Consider the following 19,210-nt stretch of genomic DNA (forward strand, 5'->3'; position numbering starts at 1 on the left):
CCCACTTGAGCGACCCCAAACAGCCTTCGAACCGCCATGTTCATGTGTGAGCTTAATGGTTGAAAAAGGATTACGGCATAGTTTGCCCCTAACAGTTACCCTTAACGGCCGGCTAAAGAGCCGTACGGGGTGCGAGGCGTCGGCGAAGGTGCTCCCTGACGGAGATTGGAAGCATGTTTTCCCGATACTACGACCGGAGCTTTCTCCGTGTCTTCTCAATGGCGGTCACGCTCCTGGGCGTTCTCGTCTTCTCGACTTCAGCCCTGCGGGCCCAGGAATACACCGCTCAGGAGATTGTCGATTCCGGTCACAAGTTCTTCGGCGCGACATCAGGCGGGCTCGCCACAGTCGTCGAGAAGATTTTTGCTTCCTACGGCCTGCCCAACGGCTATCTGCTGGGCGAAGAGGGCTCGGGCGCGCTGATCGGTGGCCTGACCTATGGCGAAGGCACGCTCTACACCAAGAATGCCGGCGATCACAAAGTGTTCTGGCAAGGCCCATCGCTCGGCTGGGATTTCGGCGGCGAGGGGTCGCGGGTGATGATGCTGGTCTACAATCTCGACGATGTGGGCAGCCTCTACAACCGCTATGGCGGCGTCGCCGGTTCGGCCTATGTGGTGGCTGGCGTCGGCTTCAACGTGCTGAAGAACAACAATGTGGTTTTGGTGCCGATCCGCACCGGTGTCGGTGCCCGGCTTGGCGTCAATCTCGGCTATCTGAAGCTTACCGAGCGCGCCACCTGGAATCCGTTCTAAGCTGAAGTCCTTGGCTGTCGTTTCCCAAAACCGGGACCGCTTTTGGGGCGACATGCATTAAACTCGTGGCGTTGCGGCAAACCCTTGCCGCAACGCTGGATTTCCGCCATGTCAACGTGGCACAGTCAAAGCGCTCTATGCGCTTTGGTTTATCTGGTTTGATGCTTACCGGCCACAACGGGTAGTCACTTGGTCCAGTCGGTCCTGTTCTTCGTCCTCGGCTTTCTCTGTGCTGGCTTTCTGGCGCTCATGGTGGCTCCGGCCATATGGCGTCGTGCGGTCACGCTTACACGCAGACGCGTCGAATCCTCGATCCCTCTGACGCAAACCGAAATCCAGGCGGACAAGGATCGCATCCGCGCCGAATACGCCATGACGACGCGCCGCCTGGAAATCAGCGTCAAGGCGTTGCGAGAGAAGACGGCCGAACAACTGGTCGAGATCAATCGCGGTCGCGAGGCCATGAAGGGCCTGGCGGTCGAGCGGACGGACAAGAACCAGGCGCTGACCGAGCTGGGCGCGAAGAACGAAGCGCTGCGCCAGCGAGAGGGCGAGTTGCAGCAGCTTTCGGAGCGTCTGAAGGAAACCGAACGCAAGCTGGAGAAGCGTGCACTTGAGCTGCAAAAGCTGGAGCGCATGTATGACGACGCCAGTTTTTCCTCGAGCAGCCGACAGATCGAGCTCGTGGCGCGAGAGTCCGAAATGCAGAAACTCGCCAGTGACATTGCGATGCTGCGCGGCCAGCGCAAGGAAGCCGACAGGCGCGGCCAGGAAATCGCGGCCGAAAGCAAGGCCGCGCGGGAGGCCCTGAAAGCCGAGAAGAAAAGGACCGCCGAGCTCGACAAGAAGGTCGAGCGGCTGCTGGCCACACTTGCCGATCGCGAAGACAAACTCGACCGCCGCGAAAAGGAACTGGCACGCATGCGCGAAAGATCGAAATCCGAAGACAGCGCGCCAGCCTTGCGCCTGGTCGGCAAGGGCGGCGATGTCGCCAAGAGCGATGACTTGGACAAGGCAATCGCCAAGCTCGACAGTGACCGTGAGCAGCTCGAGGCGAGGCTGACGGCGCTGGCGCGCGAGAACAAGCGGCTGAAGGCCGACCTCACCGCACTGGCCGCGTCCACGGCCACGGACAGCAGCTCCGCCTTGCGCGAGCAGATGAACGCGCTGGCGGCGGAGGTCGTCCATCTGACGGCGAAGCTCGAGGGGCCTGGTTCGCCGATCGCCAAGGCATTGGCGGTACCGTCGGACGCCCGCTCCGGCAACGGTGACCGCAGTCTTGCCGACCGCGTGCGCGCGCTGCAGAAGGCTGACGCGACAAGCTGAATCAGGCCTCCTTAGAGCATTTCACCGTTTCACGGAAACGGCGAAATGCCCTAACTCTTTGCTTTGACGCAATTCTGGACGGAAAACCGCTTCACACTTTTCCTGGAATTGCTCTAGCCGAAAAATGATGCAGCGCGATGGCTGAAGCCGCGGCGACATTCAGGCTGTCGAATCCTTCCGCCATGGTGATCCGCACGTTGCGCAGGCTTGCGAGCAGGTTGCCCGGCAAGCCTTCGCCCTCGGTGCCGAGATAGAGCGCTAGGCGCTTGCTGCGCTGCGCATCGCGGATGTCGGTCTTCCCGCGTGGCGACAGCGCGAATTGTTCGAAGCCACGTCGGGCGAGCATTGTCGTGAAGCCGGCGGTGTCGGAGAACGATGCGAAAGGGATCTTGAGCGCGGCGCCGACCGAAACGCGGATCGCCTTGCGATAGAGCGGGTCGCAGCATGTCGCATCCAGCAGGACCGCGTCAGCGCCAAAGGCGGCGGCATTGCGGAAGATCGAGCCCACATTGTCATGGTTGGCGATGCCGACGAGCACCACGACCAGCGCCCGAGGCGGCAAGCCGTCGAGCAGGTCTTCGGCCGGCTGCGGCTCTCCCTTGCGGCCAATGGCCAGGATGCCGCGATGCATATGAAATCCGGCGATAGCGTCCATCACCGCGCTGGTGGCGACATAGACCGGGAGGTCGGCGGGCGCCTTGCTCAGGATGTTGTCGAGACCTGCCAGCCGGTTTTCCAGGACCAGGATCGATTCGGCGGCAAAGCGCCCGGTCGAGAGCAGCAGGTCGAGCACCACCTTGCCTTCGGCGACGAAGCGGCCTTGCCGGCCGGCGAGGTCACGCTCGCGAATGTCGAGATACGCAGCGACGCGCGGATCTTGCGGGTCGTCGATGCGAATGGGATCCATGCATTCCTCGCGACCGTCGCATCGGCCCGAAAATCCGGACCGCTTCCCGGCGCTCACCTTGTTTGGAAAGCACGATGCGACAATTCGGGACAATCAGCCAGCTCTGTACGCCCCGGATGGGCGCATGTCGCTCTGAAATCGCCGGCGAGATCGGCGCTATGTGGTCAGGTTCCAGCACGGCGCAAACGGTGCGCCATCTGGGACAGATCATCCTTGCCGCTGCCGAAAATGCCGTCCAGCATGACAAGCAGTTCTCGCACGGCGTCGGATTTGCAGGAGTAGTAGATCATCTGCCGGTCGCGGCGGGTCTCGACTAGGTCGAGCGCCCGCAACTTGGCGAGGTGCTGGGACAGGGCGGATTGGCTGAGCATCACCTTCTCGGCGATGGCTCCAACCGACATTTCACCTTCGGCGAGGTAGCTCATGATCAACAGGCGTTTCTCATTGCCCATCAGCATGAGAAACTCTGCCGCCGTTTCGGCGTTCACGATTAGCTTTGTCGAGACCATCGATCCCCCATGCTTCCTGTTCATCCCGACGCCATGGGGGCAATGGCGTCTGATTCCATAAATTCACTTGTCGATCGGCGCTGGCGATTCAGCGTCACCAAAAGGTAGAGCATTTCACTTAAATCTCAAGTGGTGCTTTTGATCCAGCATAATTAAGTCTCAGTCCCGGCGTCGACAATGGCTCGGCCGGCCTTAGCCAGATCGACCAGAACGTGCCGCAATCCCCCTGCCGCCGCCAAAGGTTGTGGGTAAAAGGCCCGGCAAACATCGTCGCCCGAGACCAGATCCATGCCATCGGCATCGAATCCGGCAACACGCCAGCCGTTTCCGGATACTTTCGCGAAATGCTGTGCGTAAACGGCGATCGCGTCGAGATGGTCGGCGTTCATGTGGTCGATGGCGGATTGTTCGCGCGCCGCGAGTTCCTCGACGATCGGTCCGCTGGTGAGCAAATCCGATCGATCGAGGTGGTAGGCCTTGCCGAAGCCGCCGTTGAGGCTGGCGCGTTGCGGATCGAGGCGAAAGATCGAAAAGTCGCCGAGACCGGCGTAAAGTTTCGCCTTGGGATTGTGATTGAGATAGCGGCGCTCGGCGCGGGCGTGTTCGGCAGATCCGCGCTCAAGCCGTGCCGCCTGGCAGATCAATGTCAGGCGCGGGTGCGCCAGCGGGTCGCCCTTGCCCGGTTCGCCGAGCAACAGGGAACAGCGCGGATCGGCAAGCAGGGCGCCGGTGTGCGCCGAAAGCATCGACACCAGGATCAGCGGCGCGCCATCGATGTCGGTGGCCACGCCGACCCTGCTGGCCAGCGGCGAGCCGGTTTGCGGTTCGATCACCGCCAGGGCGCCAAAGCGGGCGCTGCGCAGAAGCGTCTTCGCCAGCCGGATCGCTTCGGCGTCCGTCTCGCGGATCACGTCCTTTTTCGGCTCGTCCAAGGCAGCACCGCAGTAAGTTGATCATTCTTCTCTAGTTATCGTTATCGGTCAGCAAGCCGGATTTGACAAGGCCGTCGATCTCGGCTTTCGCAAAGCCGAAACGTGCCAGAATTGCCGATGGCGACAAGTCCTCATTGCCTGGCATAGTGGCCAATGTCGGTTGCGAGCTCGAGAAACGCGGCGCGGGGGCCGGGCGCTCAAATGCACCTGTCGTCACAGAGGCGTTGCGTGCCCGATTGTGCGGGTGGTGCTTCGCCTCTTGCAGCGACAGGACGGGGGCCACGCAGGCATCGGTCTGGGCAAACAGCAGGTCCCAGTCGTCGCGTGGTTTCTGCCGGATCCGATCGGCAATGGCGGCGCGCATCGGCGGCCACAGGGCCTTGTCGTACTGGCCGGACGCAAAGCGCTCGTCGAGCGGCAGCAGCCTGGCGAATTCGGCGAAGAATTGCGGCTCGAGGCAGCCGATGGCGATGTGCCCGCCATCCGACGTCTCATAGGTGTCGTAGAACGGGGCGCCGGAATCGAGCAGGTTCGCGCCGCGCGTGTCGCTCCACAAGCCGGCCGCCGTCAAGGCCTGCAGGGGCAGCGCCAGCATCGAGGCGCCGTCGACCATCGCGGCGTCGATGACTTCACCCTTGCCCGTGCGCGAACGTTGGAACAGGGCTGCCAGCACGCCGGCAATCAGCATCATGGCGCCACCGCCATAGTCGGCGACAAGGTTGAGCGGCGGGACGGGACGGCCGTCGGCATGGCCGATGGCGTGCAGCACGCCGCTATAGGCGAGGTAGGTGATGTCGTGGCCGGCGCGGCCGGCGAGCGGGCCGTCCTGGCCGAAGCCGGTCATACGGCCGTAGATCAGCGCCGGGTTGCGCGCCAGCACCGTTTCGGGGCCGAGGCCAAGCCGTTCCATGACACCCGGGCGAAACCCTTCGAGCAACATGTCCGCCTTTTCGGCAAGGCGCAGCAACAGATCGGTGCCTTCACGGCGCTTCAGGTCGAGGCGCAGGAGGGCGCGGCCATGGCGGTCGATGTTGTACTCATCCGGCAGCGACAGGAGCTCGCTCGTCCCCGTCCGTTCGATGCGCAACACTTGCGCGCCCATCTCCGACAGCATCAGGCCGGCCAGCGGCACCGGTCCGAGCCCGGCCATCTCGATCACCTTCAGCCCGGTCAGCGGACCGGTTTTAGCGGCAGCGGACAGGCCGGCGTTCATGACCTTCTATTTCGGCGCCATGCGGATGGCGCCATCGAGACGAATGGTCTCGCCGTTCAACATCTGGTTCTCGATGATGTGCAGGGCGAGAGCGGCATATTCGGACGGCTCGCCCAGGCGCGACGGGAACGGCACGGCGGCGCCCAGCGAATCCTGCACCTCTTGCGGCATGCCGGCCATCATCGGCGTCTTGAAGATGCCGGGAGCGATGGTGCAGACGCGGATGCCGGAACGGGCAAGGTCGCGCGCCACCGGCAGCGTCATGCCGACGACGCCGCCCTTGGACGCCGCATAGGCGGCCTGGCCGATCTGGCCATCATAGGCGGCAACCGAAGCGGTGTTGACGATGACGCCGCGCTCGCCGCCTTGCAGCGGCTCGAGCTTCGACGCGCGCTCGGCGACGAGGCGGATCATGTTGAACGTGCCGATCAGATTGACCTCGATCACCTTGCGATACTGGTCGAGGGGGTGGGGACCATCCTTGCCGATCGTCTTCACGCCGATGGCGATGCCGGCGCAGTTGACCAGGATCCGTGGCTGGCCAAGCTTGGCCGTAACGTCGGCGAGGGCAGCGGTCCCGCTGTCGGCGCTGCTGACGTCGCACTGAACGGCTATACCGCCGATCTCGGCCGCGACCTTGGCCGCGCGATCGATACCGACGTCGCAGATGGCGACGCGGGCGCCCTTGGCGGCCAGCGCGCGCGCCGTTGCCTCGCCAAGGCCGGAGCCGCCGCCGGTGACGATCGCGATCTGGCCGTTGGGGTTCATGGCGTCATCCTTTGATCTCAGGAACAGTGGGATGGATCAGGCGCCAGATCGACGGGAAAGGTCAAGCCATCGCCGCGGCAGGATCGGCCACCCTGGCCTGATCGGCGTGGCAGACCTCGCCCAAGAGCCTGGCTACCGCGCCCGGCGCGATCTCGTGCGACAGCAGCCGGTCGAGATCGACGGGGCGCGGCATCGAAATCTGGCCGCGCGGAATCCGCTTGAAACCGAGCGGCCCGTAATAGGGCTCGTCACCGACCAGCATGACGGCAGGTGCGCCGGTCTTGGCGGCGGCCTCCAGCGCGATCGCCACCAGCCGGCGGCCGATGCCGAGATTCTTGAAGGCCGGCCGCACGGCGAGAGGCCCGAGCATCAATGCGCGGCCGGCACCGGCGGCGATGCGGGTCATGCGCACGGAGGCGACGACGATGTCGCCATCGACGGCGACAAAGGACAGCGAGCGCTCGTGCCCTCCGGCCTCACGAATCTTGTAAGCCGCCAGCACAAAGCGGCCGGGCCCGAAGGCTTCGTCGTTGATGGCTTCGATCTCGGGGTCGTGCACCGGGGTTTCCGGCAGGTATTTCACGTCGGCAAGGCTCATGGTCTTTGCGTTCCGGTAAGGAGGAAAGGTTTGCTGCAAACGGCAGCATTCGCCAGTCAGCGCTTCATCAAGCGCGGGCGCCCTTTCGTCGTCGGTCAAACCGGATCAAAGCAAAGTCGAACATGCGGATTGTCCGCTAGCATCAATTTCCCGCCGCTGCAATCGGCCGTTTTTGTCCGTCATTTCTGCCAAGTGACGGTCTGTTCAGCACCTGACGTCTTCGACAGGGCAACCTTGCGCCTACATCAACCAACAGGACGCAAGGAGATTTGCATGGGATTGCTGGTCGAAGGAAGATGGCAGGACCGCTGGTACGATACAGCGGACAATGGTGGCAGGTTCGTGCGGACGCAGTCGCAATGGCGCGACTGGATCACCGTTGACGGGGCGCCTGCCGAAGGCCGGACGCGCGGTTTCAAGGCTGAGCCCGGCCGCTATCACCTCTATGTCTCGCTTGCCTGTCCGTGGGCCCACCGGACATTGATCTTTCGCGCGCTGAAGAAGCTGGAAGGCGTCATATCGGTGTCGGTGGTGCATCATTTCATGGGCGCCAATGGCTGGACGTTCGTGGCTGAGGACGGCGCCACGGGCGATACGCTCTACGGCCTCGACTTCCTGCACCAGATCTATGCCAAGGCCGATCCAGCCTATTCGGGCCGGGTGACGGTGCCGGTGCTGTGGGACAAAAAGGAGCAGACCATCGTCTCCAACGAGTCTTCCGAAATCATCCGCATGCTGAATTCAGCCTTCGACGAATGGGGCGACGCCAGCCTCGATTACTATCCGAAGGCGTTGCGCGGCGAGATCGACCGCATCAATGCGCTGGTCTATCCCGCGGTCAACAACGGCGTCTATCGCGCCGGCTTCGCCACCACGCAACGTGCCTATGAAGAGGCGTTCGGTGAAGTGTTCACAGCGCTGGATACGCTGGAGGAGCGGCTGTCGAAGCAGCGCTATCTCGTCGGTGGTCCTATCACCGAAGCCGACTGGCGGCTGTTCACCACGCTGGTGCGCTTCGATCCGGTTTATGTCGGCCATTTCAAATGCGATCTGCGCCGTATCGCCGACTACCCGAACCTGTCCAACTATCTGCGTGATCTCTACCAGGTGCCTGGTGTGGCCGGGACGGTGAACCTGCTTCACATCAAGGCGCATTATTACGGCAGCCACCAGACGATCAATCCGACGCGGATTGTGCCTGTCGGACCGGAACTGGATTATGGCGCGCCACACGACCGGGCGCGATTCGAGAAAGCGGCGGCCTGATCTACCAGTAGGGCGAGGGCTGCTCGCCGTCAAAAACCTCGGCGATCCGGCGCAGCGTCGCGGGCGTCGTGCCCTGCGGCAAGCGGTCGAGCGGGAAGAAGCCGGCTTCGGCGATTTCGTGATCCGGCCGCTTCGGCGCCGTCTGGCTGAAATGCTCGAGCAAATAAAAGCCGACATGGTCGCGGCGGCTGGAGCGGCGGTTGAAATGCATCGATTTGAACACCGGCGGGGCGGTGAGAGCGATGTTGCCTTCCTCGGCCAGTTCACGGGCCAGTGCCTCGTTCATCGTCTCGCCGACTTCGACGCCGCCGCCGGGCAGCTGCCAGCCTGGTACGTAGGTATGGCGAATGAGGAAGACGGACTTGGACGCCCTGTCGTGGATCAGGCCGCGCACGCCAAGCGTCATCGGCCTCCGCAGCACGAAATAGAGATGGAACAGCCTGGCCCTCAAACCTGGCCAGCCGGTCTGGCGGACGGCATCTTCAGGGCTCGTCATTGATAGCGAAACCGTGGGTGGAAAGCCGCGCGCGCGTCGCCTATGAAGGTTGTATGTTCAGGCTCGCGCATATTTCCGATGTCCATCTGGGGCCGCTCCCCGATGTATCCTATCGCGATCTCGCCTCCAAGCGCGTGCTCGGCTATGTCAACTGGCAGCGCAACCGCCGCCGCCATATGCATGATGCGGTCATTGATACGATCGTCGCAGACATCAAGGCGAACACGCCTGACCACCTCGCCGTCACCGGCGACCTGGTCAATCTGGCGCTCGACGGCGAGATCGAGATGGCCAGGCACTGGCTGGAGACGCTGGGGCCGGCGCATGATGTTTCGGTCGTTCCGGGCAACCACGACGCCTATGTGCCAGGCGCCTTCGACAAGGTCTGCCGATCCTGGGCGGCGTGGATGAGCGGCGACGGCGTCAACACGCCGGTCGATCGTAACGCATTTCCCTATCTGCGCGTGCGCGGCAACGTCGCGCTGATCGGTGTCTCGACGGCGCGCGCCACGGCACCCTTCATGGCCAATGGTTTCTTCATGGAAGGCCAAGCGAAGCGGCTCGGCAAAATCCTTGGGGATACCGCCGGACAGGGGCTGTTTCGCGCCATCATGATCCATCATCCGCCGGTGCGCGGCGCGGTCCCGCAGCACAAGCGGCTGTTCGGCATTGCCCGCTTCAACAAGATCATTCGTCGCCACGGCGCCGACCTTGTGCTGCACGGCCATTCGCATCTGCCGTCGCTGTTCTTCATAGGCGGTCGCGGCGTCAGGATCCCGGCGGTCGGTGTCGCTGCCGCCGGCCAGGCGCCGGGCGGCAAGAACCCGGCGGCGCAGTACAATCTGTTCGACATTGACGGCGAGGCGGGCAATTGGCGGATCCGGCTGACACGGCGCGGCCTGACCGGGCCGTCCATACCGCCATCCGATCTGCAGACGGTGGAGCTTGGCGCCGAGGCCGCTATGGCCGCAAATTGACAACCATGGCCACGATGCGGTCCCAGAACAGGACGACCGACACCACAAGGCCGACCAGTGCGCCGGCAGCGACCAGGCCAAGCCCGGACAGAAGGGCCGACCAGCGTTTGCCGCGCTCCGCTGCGCGCAGCGGCGGTTCGGCTTCCGGCACATAGGCACGTTTCAGGCCGGCGACGGCGGGTTCGACGCCGCCTTCCAGCATCCTCTGACGCTCGACGATGCGCTCGGCGACATAGCGCGTCACGGAATCGGCAACCGGCTTCATCTCGGTGGATTCGGCAAGCACCACTCGGCCGATACGGGTGTCCTTGAGGAAGCGATAGGTCCGGCGGTCGCGCCCCATGGCGACATGGCTGATGGCGTCGATCCACAGGCGCGGCTGCAAGCCGGACGAGACGACAAAGTCGAAATTGTCCATATCGGCCGGAACATCGGCAAAAACCGGTGCCAGTTCGGCGGCGAGCAGATCGAGACGCATGCGATGCGCCTCGCGCATGTCGACGACGACGTCGTCGCGGTCGGCGAAGGCATTTTTGACATCACGGATGGCATCGGACAGTTTCTTGGACTGGTCGATGGTCTTCTCGCCTGCTTCCTTCATCGGCGTCTGCCTCGTAGGTTTGGTTAACACCGGGTTAACACAGCCGCCGGCAAAATGCACTGGCGAGATCGACGGCCCCGGGTGTCCAGGAAGGTTGTCGTGCGCGAAAAAGGTCAGCTGGCTGCGGCGGCGAATTTCTGGCGGTGTGGCCTGGCGCGACGATTGGTGTTGCGGCGAATGATCTCGGCAACAAGGTCGGGGGCTTCCTCAGCCAGCATATGGCCGGCCTCCAGCACGTGGTGCACGTGAAAATGCGCCGGCAGGTCATCCGCCTGGGTAAAGGGCAGCACCGCATCGCTGATTCCCCATGCCACCATCACCGGCATGTTCAGTCCATCGAGGCGATCGTGTGGGATGACGCCTTGCCGACCGTCCACGGTCATGGCGGCTGCGATCTCGACGAGCTTTTCGAGTTGGCCGGGTCGCCTGCGCATTTCCCAAAGGGTGTCCACCGTATGTTCGAGCGGCGGGGCTGAAGGCCCCGACATGACGGCGAGGCAGGAGCGGATCTCGGACCGATCCGCGGCTTCGGCATAGCGGCGCAACAGCGGTCCATTGATTTCGGGGCCAAGGCCGCCCGGCGCCAGAAGCGTCAGCGAGGCTATCTTTTCGGGCTCGGCCAGCGCCATCAGCGCCGCCACGGCACCGCCCATCGAGTGGCCCACGAGATGAACGCGCTTCAGGCGGCGCTCCGAGAGATCGGCGAGCACGGCCTTGGCTGCCACCCTGGCGGGACCGGCGGCGGGAAAATCGAGCGACAACCCGTGCCCAGGCAGATCATAGGCCAGCGTATGCGTGGAAGGCGTCAGGGCGGAAATCACCTCGTGCCATACATCATGGCAGCCGCCGAAACCGTGCAACAGGACGATGGCCTTCGAGCCAACACCCTCTTCGGCGGCAAAAAGTGATGCGGTCATGAAAGCTGATTTTTTGTTATTGCAGAATGCGCGACACCCAATGGTGGCTGAATTGCTCCTAGTCCAACGTGATGACCAGTAAAATTTTCGCGATTTGTACGGTTGTGTACAGAACTTGGCGACCAATCGGCGATCGGAGCGCAGGAAATCCATCGGGACGCGGCACAGCCAGTGCGCGGACGTCGATGGTGTCAGCTTTGGCTGCCGAGCCCGGCAGCGCGGAGTGCCTGGACCAGCCGGTCGGTCAGGTCGGCCGGATATTTCCGCTCGACGAAAGTCGCCCGCGGATCGGCGGCAAATTTGGGGAACTCGGTGGTCAGTTGTTTCAGCAGCGTGCTCACCAGATGATCCTGTCCGGCAGCCTTGGCGCCGATCAGCCGCGCCGCCAGATAGTGTGATTTCGTTGCCGTCGTTCTCAGGGCCATGCTGGCTGCGACTGCCTTGTTCATGTCGCCGAGCATGATCTCACCGACGAACAGCCCATAATCCCACCATGTCGGGTGCCCGCTGAAGGTCTCCGCCGCATGATCAAGGATCGGCGTTCCCTCAACATATCGTCCGGCGAAGATCAGCCCGTAGCCGTAAGCGGCGGCCATGCCGAGATCGTAGGGGTTGAGTTCATAGGCCTTGCGCATCCAGCGGATCGCTTCGTCCGTATTGCCGAGGCGCGAACTGACATAGCCGTAGGAGCGATGCGCATAAGGGCTGGTCGGACCCATCTGCACGCCGCGATGGGCAAACTCGACGGCTGTCTCAATCGTCGCATTGGGCGGATAGGCGTAATGATCGGACACCGCCTCGAGATGCAGGGAAGCAAGTTCCGAATAGACGAGCGAGGACTTGGTTCCACCATTGGCCAGCTTCTCGAGGCAACGGTAGGCTGCCTCATGGGTCCTGGCGTTCTGGTCCAGATAATATTTGCCGTTGAGCAGCAGACATTGCGTCAGACCGTTTGGCGTGCCGGTCTGCTCGATATAGTTGTAGATGGTGCCGGAGGCGGGGAGTGCCGAGCTAAGCATGTCGGCGATACGGTCTTCGACCGCTGCAGGTGCGCTGTCGGCGGGGGTGAGATTGCGCGATAGAAGCACCCGTCCGGACGCCATGCTTTGCAGTTCGATCGTGATGTCGCCCGCGTCCGGTCCAGATAGGACGTCGAATATGAAGCTCGTCGCGTCGTCGGCCGGATCGCCGACGGTGTCGCGGCCGATGAAGTCGATCGTATCGAAGCCACTCAGGCCGGCGCGCAGCGATGCGGCGACACGGCTGGCGTCGGGGCCGTCAGCCTTCAGTCCGATATAGACTTGCGGCAGGGCGTCAGCCCTTGCCGATGCCGTGATGCTTGCGGTTGCGCCAGCGATCTCCGGCGTTGCCGAGATGTCGCCGCCTGCCAGCAAGGCAGTGCTGCCCTGGCGAAGGATCAGTACGCCCAGCATGGCGATGACCAAGGCGATCGCCATCCAGAAAAAGCGGAGATGGCGCGCCACCGAGGGAGCCGGCGAAGATGGTACGGAAGCCAGAGACATCGCGTCCAGCATGCCCGTGCCGGCTTCGTTCGACTGATCGGCGGATGCGGCGCCGTCCAGCCTGAGTTCGGGAACAGCCTCGGCAATATCGGGCAGGCGGATCGCGTTCAATTCATAGGCTGGAACATAGCCGCCGCGCGGAATGGCGATGCGGACCGGCTCGGCAATTCCCTCATTGGCAAAATAGTGCTGCAGAAGCTCGCGCAGCCTGCCTGCCTGCACACGCACAACGGCATCGGTGGACGGATCGAAGTCGCCGTCCTTGCCGAAAACATCCATGGCAATGGAAAAGCCCTTGAGCCTGTCGGCTTCGCCGGCCTGTTCACGTTCGACAAGATAACGCAGCAGCTTGCGCGCGCGTTCGGATCGGCCGAACGTTTGGCTGGCAAGCAGTCGCTCCAGTGTCTCGCGCACTGCGGGGGCGGCAGGCGTGGCATGCTGCAAGTGTCGATCCTCTCGAAGTCGGCACAGGTTGAGGCGCGATCATATAGGTCCCGCACCACCACACAAGTATACACCCCGTTATGCGATCACGTACCCACCGGATAATTCCGCGGTGGTTAATGGCCCGAAAGATCGGAACCGTCACCAGTTTGGGTGGGTTCCGATCTTTGTTCCCGTCGGGCGTCAGCCGGCTTTTTTACCGACGATACGGTTCGCGGCAGACATCACCGCCTCCAGTGAGGCGGCGACGATGTTGGTGTTGATGCCGGCGCCGAACAGCTTGCCACCGGGATATTCCATCTCGACATACGAAATGGCCGACGCGTTCGAGCCGCGCTGCATCGAGTGCTCGGAATAGTCGAGCACCGACATCTCGACGCCGACATGGCGCGACAGCGCATTGACGAAACCATCGATCGGGCCGGTACCCGTGCCTGTAATCGTCACTTCCTTGCCGTCGTCGAGGATGACCGCCTCGACGACGCGCCGGCCCTTGATCTCGGTGCTGGGATAGGTGTGGTGATCGAGGAATTTCAGCCGCGCGCCGGGCTGGTCGACATAGGTCTCGATAAAGCGCTCGTAGATGCGTCTGGCCGGCACTTCCTTGCCCTCGGCATCGGTGATCGCCTGGATTTCCTGGCTGAACTCGATCTGCAGATTGCGCGGCAGGTTGAGGCCGTAATCGGCCTGCAGCACATAGGCGATGCCGCCCTTGCCGGACTGCGAATTGATGCGGATGATGGCTTCGTAGCTGCGTCCGACATCGGCCGGGTCGATCGGCAGATAGGGCACTTCCCACAGGCTCGTATTGGCCTTCTTCAGCGCCTTCATGCCCTTGTTGATGGCATCCTGGTGCGAACCGGAAAAGGCAGTGTAGACGAGTTCGCCGACATAGGGGTGGCGCTCGGGGATCTTCAACTGGTTCGAGTATTCGTAGACGTCCTTCATCCGGTTGATGTCGGAGCAGTCGATCAACGGATCGACACCTTGCGTGTACATGTTCAGCGCCAGCGTGACGATGTCGACATTGCCGGTGCGCTCGCCATTGCCGAACAGCGTGCCTTCGACACGGTCGGCGCCGGCCATCAGGCCGAGCTCGGTGGTGGCGATGCCGGTGCCGCGGTCATTGTGCGGATGCAGCGAGACCAGCAGGTTTTCCCGGTTGTCGAGGTTGCGGCACATCCACTCGATGCGGTCGGCATAGATGTTGGGGGTCGACATCTCGACCGTCGAGGGCAGGTTGATGATCAGCTTGTTGTCCGCCGTCGGCCTGACGATCTCTGTGACGGCGTTGCAGATCTCCAGCGCCACTTCCAGCTCGGTGCCGGTAAAGCTCTCCGGCGAATACTCGAAACGAAAGCCTCCGCCGGCCTTGGCCGCCATGTCCGTGATCATCTTGGCGGCGTCGGTGGCGATGCGCTTGATGCCGCCGACGTCCTTTTCGAAGACGACGCGACGCTGCAGCTCGCTGGTCGAATTGTAGAAATGGACGATCGGGTTGGTGGCGCCCTTCAGCGCCTCGAAGGTGCGGGTGATCAACTCCGGTCGGCACTGCACCAGCACCTGCAGCGAGACATCGGCTGGCACGTTGCCTTCCTCGATGCACCAGCGGGCAAAGTCGAAATCGGTCTGCGATGCCGACGGGAAGCCGATCTCGATCTCCTTGAAGCCCATGTCGAGCAGCAGGCCGAACATGCGTGCCTTGCGCTCATGGCCCATCGGATCGATCAGCGCCTGGTTGCCGTCGCGCAGGTCGACCGAGCACCAGATCGGCGCCTTGTCGATCACCTTCGAAGGCCAGGTCCGGTCGGTGAGGCCGACGGTCGGATAGGGCTGATATTTGCGAGCCGCGTCGGGCATCCCTTTGGCCGAATCCGTGTCGGCTACCGCGGCATCGGAGCGGATTTCTTCTCGTGCGTTCATCGTCGTTTCTCCCGGCGGCTCATGGATCCACCTTCGGTGGACTGATGGCGAGCGGCGCCTTTACCAGAATTTCGTTCGCTTGATGTGATTGCCAAGGAGCATGCGCTTGCGCGGCGGTTCGACCGCCGGGCGCTCCTTCAGCGAACCCGGCGATCGCCGATAAGGCCGAGAAGAAGCAGGGTCGAAGCCAGCGCGCGCACGGTCTCGCCGGAAAAACCGGTCGGACGGGAAGCGTTGGTGGCGCGCGTGTTCATGGCGGTTCTCTTACAGGAGCGGCTTGTGAGAGGCAAGTGGGGGCCGCGTGGCGGGCCGTGATCTGTCGGATGTTGTCCCGAACATGCGCGCTCTTCCCCACGCGCGGCAAATGCGCCAGACTCGGGCATCGACAGGGTTTCGATGCCCCTGTCGCGGGAGGGGTCGTCCATGAATTTCGTTTTCTTCTCGCCGCATTTTCCCGCCAACGGCGCGGATTTCTGCGACCGCTTGAAGAAGGCCGGGGCCAGGGTGCTCGGTATCGGCGACGCGCCCTATGACGCGCTCGACGCCAAGCTGAAAGCAGCCCTTTCGGAATATTATCGCGTCGCCAACATGGAGGACTACGATCCGGTGTTTCGGGCGATGGGGCATTTCGTCCACAAATGGGGCCGTATCGACCGTTTTGAATCGCTCAACGAACATTGGCTTGAGCTGGAAGCCAACATACGCACCGACTTCAACATCTACGGCACCAAGCTCGATTTCGTGAAGAACCTTAAGCGCAAGAGCCGCATGCGTGCCTTCTTCCGCAAGAGCGGCGTCGACACCATCGCGCAGCGCAAATGCTCCGACCGTGCCGGGGCCATGACTTTCATCCGGCGCGTCGGCTACCCCGTCGTGGTCAAGCCCGACAGCGGTTCCGGCGCATCGAACACCTTCAAGATCTCCAACGCCAAAGAGCTCGACCAGTTCTTCCGGGACAAGCCCGAGGACGTGACCTTCGTCATGGAGCAGTTCATCGAGGGGCTGGTGGTGACCTTCGACGGGCTGGTCAACCGCGACGGCGAGGTGGTGCTGGCGGCCAGCCACCGCTACGACCAGAGCGTCATGGAGGTGGTCAACAAGGACCGCCATATGAGCTACACCTGCTTTCCCAGGATCAGCCCGGCGGTCGAGGAGGCCGGCCGCAAGATCCTGAAAGCATTCGACGTACGCGAACGCTTCTTCCACATCGAGCTGTTCGAGACCAAGGACGACCGGGTCATCGCGCTGGAGGTCAACATGCGCCCGCCCGGCGCCTGGATGACCGATGCCATTAACTACACGTTCGACATCGACGTCTACGCGGCATGGGCCGACATGGTGGTCAGGGATGCCGCCGGCGGCCCTTACGAGGGGAAGTATTTCACCGCCTATGCCAGCCGCAAGCGGCGCCTCCACTATTTGCACAGCCATGAGGACGTGCTAGCCGCGCAGCGCGATAAGATCGTCCACCATCAGGCCATCGAAGAGGTTTTCAGCCGCGCCATGGGAAATTACGCCTACCAGATGCGCTCGAAGGACGAAGCAGCGTTGCGTGCAGCGGTCGCGTACATCCACGCGGAAAAGGCGTGAGGCGATGGACATTTCCTATCACAAGAATTTCTCGAGCCAGCTCGGCCGCGACATGGAATACAAGCGCTACGGCCATGCCGGCCGGCCGGTGGTGGTGTTCCCGACCTCGCAGGGCCGGTTCTACCAGTTCGAGGATTCCGGCGGGGTGGGCGCACTGGCCGAATTCATCGACACCGGCCGCATCCAGCTGTTCACGGTCGACGGCGTCGATTCTGAATCCTTCTTCGACAAGCATGCCGACGCCGCCCACCGCATCGCCCGCCACGAGGCCTATTTCCGCTATGTGCGCGAGGAGGCGCTGCCGGACTTCCTGTCCACAGCCGAGCAGGCCAATGGCGGGCGCAAGCTGAAGCCGCTGTTCTCGGGCTGTTCGATGGGCGGCTATCACTCGTCGAACTTCGTCTTCCGCTTTCCTGAACTCGCCAGCGGCGTCATTGCCCTGTCGGGCGTCTATTCGGCGCGCGACTTCTTCGGCAAAGCGCTCGAGGGCGACATTTTCTACAACTCGCCGCTCGACTATCTGCCCGGCATCGTCGATCCCAAACTGCTGGCCCGGCTGAAGGCGCTCAGGCTGATCTTCTGCTGCGGCCAGGGCGCCTGGGAAGAGCGGATGCTGGTCGAGACGCGCAGGCTGGAACAGATCCTGCGCGACAAATCCATTCCCGCTTGGGTCGACTACTGGGGCGGCGATGTCAGCCACGACTGGCCATGGTGGCACAAGCAACTGGTCTATTTCTTCGGCCGTTGGCTGGATGAGGACCTGATGCACAGGCTCGACTGACAGCGGGGCTCGTCCGCTGACAGCTACCCTTCCTGGCCTGCCGGCAGAGCGACGGTCTCGTGTTCCGACGCCGATCCGCGACGCAGGCCAAGGAAGACGACGATAGCGGTCATGACGGTGATTGCCGCCAGCACGATCAGCAACCTGTCGGACGCCGCCTCGTAGGCCTGGACCAGAACAATGGCTCCAGCCTGGGGCAGATGTTGTGCTGCTTCGCCGAGATTGCCGGTCACCAGCAGTTGGGCTGCCGCTGCTGCCTGCGTCGAAGATGCCGTTCCCTGTGCGGCGAGATGCGCGGCGGTAAAGCCGGAAAGGGTCGCCATGACGATCGCCAGCGCCACGCCCTCGCAAGCGACGCGGGTGGTGTTGAAGATGCCGACCGCCATGCCGGCGCGCTCTCTCGGCACGACACTGACGGCGAGCCCGTCCATCAATCCCCAGGGCAAAGCGATGCCGACGCCGATCAGCATCAGCGGCGCCACCAGCGCACTATCGACCGGTGGTGTCAGGCTCAGCCAGACAAGCCCGGCGGCAGCGACGAGCAGGCCGACGCCGGAGATCGTGGCCGGCGCGATCCAGCGCGCCAGCTGTCCGGCGAGCATCGGCAGGATCAGCAGCGGGCCTGATAGGCAGATCATCAATTGCCCGGCCTTGATCTCGCTCATGCCCTCGATGCCGATGAAGCGGATCGGCAACAGGACGAGCAGGACGACAAAGGCGTAAGCGGGTGCCGCAGCCAGAAACTGGACGCCGACGAAGCGGGGATAGGCAAACAGCGTGAGGTCAAGCATCGGCCGTTGTGCTCGCCGCTCGACAAAGACGAAGGCGACAAAACAGATGACAGAAGCGGCCAGAAGGGTGACGACAAGGGGATCGGCCCAGCCGCTCTGTGGGGCCTGGAGCACGCCATAGGTCAGCGACGCCAGCGCGATCGTGAAAGTGCCGGCTCCCGCCCAGTCGAGGCCAGTCGCATCCGGGTCTCGCGATTCCCTGATGGTGCGCAGGCCGAGCATTGCGGCGGCAATCGCGAGTGCTGCAACCAGAAGAAAGATCGACCGCCAGCCGAATGCAGAGATGAGCAGGCCCGACGCGATCGGGCCGAAGGCGAGGCCGATACCGAAACTGGTACCGAGAAAGCTGAAGGCGCGCAGCCGCAACGGCCCTTCGAATTCCTGGGCAAGTGCCGAGGCGCCGCCAGCGAAGGCGGCCGCACTGCCGATACCCTGCGCGGCCCGGAAAATGTCGAACCAGATGATGTCCGGCGCCAGCATCGCGCCCAGCGACGCCAGGACATAGAGGGAGAGGCCGACGAGGAAGAGGCGCTTGCGCCCATGATTGTCGGCCAGAGCGCCCGACGCCATCAGGGTGGCGCCGAAGGTCAGCATGAAGGCGTTTGTCACCCAGTTGAGCTCGATCGGACTGCCGCCGAGATCGGCCGCGATGCGCGACAGAGCGACGGCCGGACCGGTGAAGGTCAAGGGCATCGTCATCGCGGCAAGGCACACGGACAAGAGCACGAGCCATCTCTCGGCAGAGCCGGTTGTGGTCCTGGAAGTCATGGATTTCCCTATCTGAAACAGTACTCGCCGGTGGCCCGCGCGATTGCGGAGCCGGTCGTGATGACAAGATAGGTCGTCGGCATTTCAGGAAAAATGGTGTTATATCTCCTGGCATATCGGACTGA

Annotated in this window: 18 protein-coding genes; 6 read left to right on the forward strand and 12 right to left on the reverse strand. The window is 63.0% G+C overall.

Annotated features, from left to right (window positions below):
- Positions 1-218 precede the first annotated feature (218 nt).
- Positions 219-755 carry an EipA family protein gene (locus EOB80_RS04020; protein ID WP_236382921.1) on the forward strand — a complete coding sequence of 179 codons (537 nt, stop codon included), beginning with the start codon at positions 219-221 and terminating at the stop codon, positions 753-755.
- A gap of 189 nt (positions 756-944) precedes the next feature.
- Positions 945-2,081: a hypothetical protein gene (locus tag EOB80_RS04025; RefSeq protein ID WP_127326742.1), complete on the forward strand. Its 1,137-nt coding sequence runs from the start codon at positions 945-947 to the stop codon at positions 2,079-2,081.
- A 91-nt stretch (positions 2,082-2,172) separates the two neighbouring features.
- Here EOB80_RS04025 and EOB80_RS04030 read toward each other — a convergent pair whose 3' ends face one another.
- From EOB80_RS04030 to EOB80_RS04055, 6 genes are all read right to left on the reverse strand, one after another.
- Positions 2,173-2,988 carry an RNA methyltransferase gene (locus EOB80_RS04030; protein ID WP_127326743.1) on the reverse strand — a complete coding sequence of 272 codons (816 nt, stop codon included), beginning with the start codon at positions 2,986-2,988 and terminating at the stop codon, positions 2,173-2,175.
- Between the two features lie 164 nt (positions 2,989-3,152).
- Complete coding sequence (locus tag EOB80_RS04035; protein WP_127326744.1) at positions 3,153-3,497, reverse strand: metalloregulator ArsR/SmtB family transcription factor; 345 nt, start codon at positions 3,495-3,497, stop codon at positions 3,153-3,155.
- Positions 3,498-3,649: 152 nt separating this feature from the next.
- A complete protein-coding gene (locus EOB80_RS04040; RefSeq protein ID WP_127326745.1) occupies positions 3,650-4,429 on the reverse strand; it encodes a HugZ family protein in 780 nt (259 codons plus the stop codon).
- Between the two features lie 31 nt (positions 4,430-4,460).
- Positions 4,461-5,642 carry a CaiB/BaiF CoA-transferase family protein gene (locus EOB80_RS04045; protein WP_127326746.1) on the reverse strand — a complete coding sequence of 394 codons (1,182 nt, stop codon included), beginning with the start codon at positions 5,640-5,642 and terminating at the stop codon, positions 4,461-4,463.
- Positions 5,643-5,648: 6 nt separating this feature from the next.
- Complete coding sequence (locus EOB80_RS04050) at positions 5,649-6,410, reverse strand: 3-hydroxyacyl-CoA dehydrogenase (RefSeq protein ID WP_127326747.1); 762 nt, start codon at positions 6,408-6,410, stop codon at positions 5,649-5,651.
- Positions 6,411-6,471: 61 nt separating this feature from the next.
- Positions 6,472-7,008 (reverse strand): N-acetyltransferase, encoded by a 537-nt coding sequence (locus EOB80_RS04055; protein ID WP_127326748.1) that lies wholly within the window; start codon positions 7,006-7,008, stop codon positions 6,472-6,474.
- 273 nt (positions 7,009-7,281) lie between these two features.
- Here EOB80_RS04055 and EOB80_RS04060 point away from each other — a divergent pair, with 273 nt between their 5' ends.
- A complete protein-coding gene (locus EOB80_RS04060; protein WP_127326749.1) occupies positions 7,282-8,274 on the forward strand; it encodes a glutathione S-transferase family protein in 993 nt (330 codons plus the stop codon).
- A gap of 1 nt (position 8,275) precedes the next feature.
- Here the strand turns inward: EOB80_RS04060 and EOB80_RS04065 are convergent, their stop codons facing one another.
- Positions 8,276-8,770, reverse strand: a complete 495-nt coding sequence (locus EOB80_RS04065) for an NUDIX domain-containing protein (protein ID WP_127317847.1) — start codon at positions 8,768-8,770, stop codon at positions 8,276-8,278.
- Between the two features lie 53 nt (positions 8,771-8,823).
- On the opposite strand from EOB80_RS04065, the gene EOB80_RS04070 reads away from it, so the two are divergent.
- Positions 8,824-9,747 carry a metallophosphoesterase gene (locus EOB80_RS04070; protein WP_127326750.1) on the forward strand — a complete coding sequence of 308 codons (924 nt, stop codon included), beginning with the start codon at positions 8,824-8,826 and terminating at the stop codon, positions 9,745-9,747.
- Here EOB80_RS04070 and EOB80_RS04075 read toward each other — a convergent pair.
- From EOB80_RS04075 to leuA, 4 genes are all read right to left on the reverse strand, one after another.
- Complete coding sequence (locus tag EOB80_RS04075; RefSeq protein WP_127317851.1) at positions 9,731-10,348, reverse strand: hypothetical protein; 618 nt, start codon at positions 10,346-10,348, stop codon at positions 9,731-9,733. The two genes, EOB80_RS04070 and EOB80_RS04075, sit on opposite strands and share 17 nt — an antisense overlap.
- A 113-nt stretch (positions 10,349-10,461) precedes the next feature.
- On the reverse strand, positions 10,462-11,265 hold the full coding sequence (locus tag EOB80_RS04080) for an alpha/beta fold hydrolase (protein WP_127267384.1): 804 nt from the start codon (positions 11,263-11,265) through the stop codon (positions 10,462-10,464).
- Between the two features lie 191 nt (positions 11,266-11,456).
- Complete coding sequence (locus tag EOB80_RS04085) at positions 11,457-13,232, reverse strand: hypothetical protein (protein ID WP_127326751.1); 1,776 nt, start codon at positions 13,230-13,232, stop codon at positions 11,457-11,459.
- Positions 13,233-13,415: 183 nt separating this feature from the next.
- Positions 13,416-15,155: a 2-isopropylmalate synthase gene (leuA, locus tag EOB80_RS04090; RefSeq protein ID WP_127326752.1), complete on the reverse strand. Its 1,740-nt coding sequence runs from the start codon at positions 15,153-15,155 to the stop codon at positions 13,416-13,418.
- A 423-nt stretch (positions 15,156-15,578) separates the two neighbouring features.
- Between leuA and EOB80_RS04100 the strand changes: the two genes are divergently transcribed.
- Both EOB80_RS04100 and EOB80_RS04105 read left to right on the forward strand, forming a co-directional pair.
- On the forward strand, positions 15,579-16,745 hold the full coding sequence (locus EOB80_RS04100) for an ATP-grasp domain-containing protein (RefSeq protein WP_127271680.1): 1,167 nt from the start codon (positions 15,579-15,581) through the stop codon (positions 16,743-16,745).
- A 4-nt stretch (positions 16,746-16,749) separates the two neighbouring features.
- A complete protein-coding gene (locus tag EOB80_RS04105) occupies positions 16,750-17,526 on the forward strand; it encodes an esterase family protein (RefSeq protein WP_127326753.1) in 777 nt (258 codons plus the stop codon).
- 23 nt (positions 17,527-17,549) lie between these two features.
- Here the strand turns inward: EOB80_RS04105 and EOB80_RS04110 are convergent, their stop codons facing one another.
- Positions 17,550-19,085, reverse strand: coding sequence for an MFS transporter (locus EOB80_RS04110; RefSeq protein ID WP_127326754.1), 1,536 nt, complete (start codon positions 19,083-19,085; stop codon positions 17,550-17,552).
- Positions 19,086-19,210: the final 125 nt, after the last annotated feature.

Origin of the sequence: Mesorhizobium sp. M7A.F.Ca.MR.245.00.0.0, from assembly GCF_003997415.1 — a bacterium.
GTDB lineage: Bacteria > Pseudomonadota > Alphaproteobacteria > Rhizobiales > Rhizobiaceae > Mesorhizobium.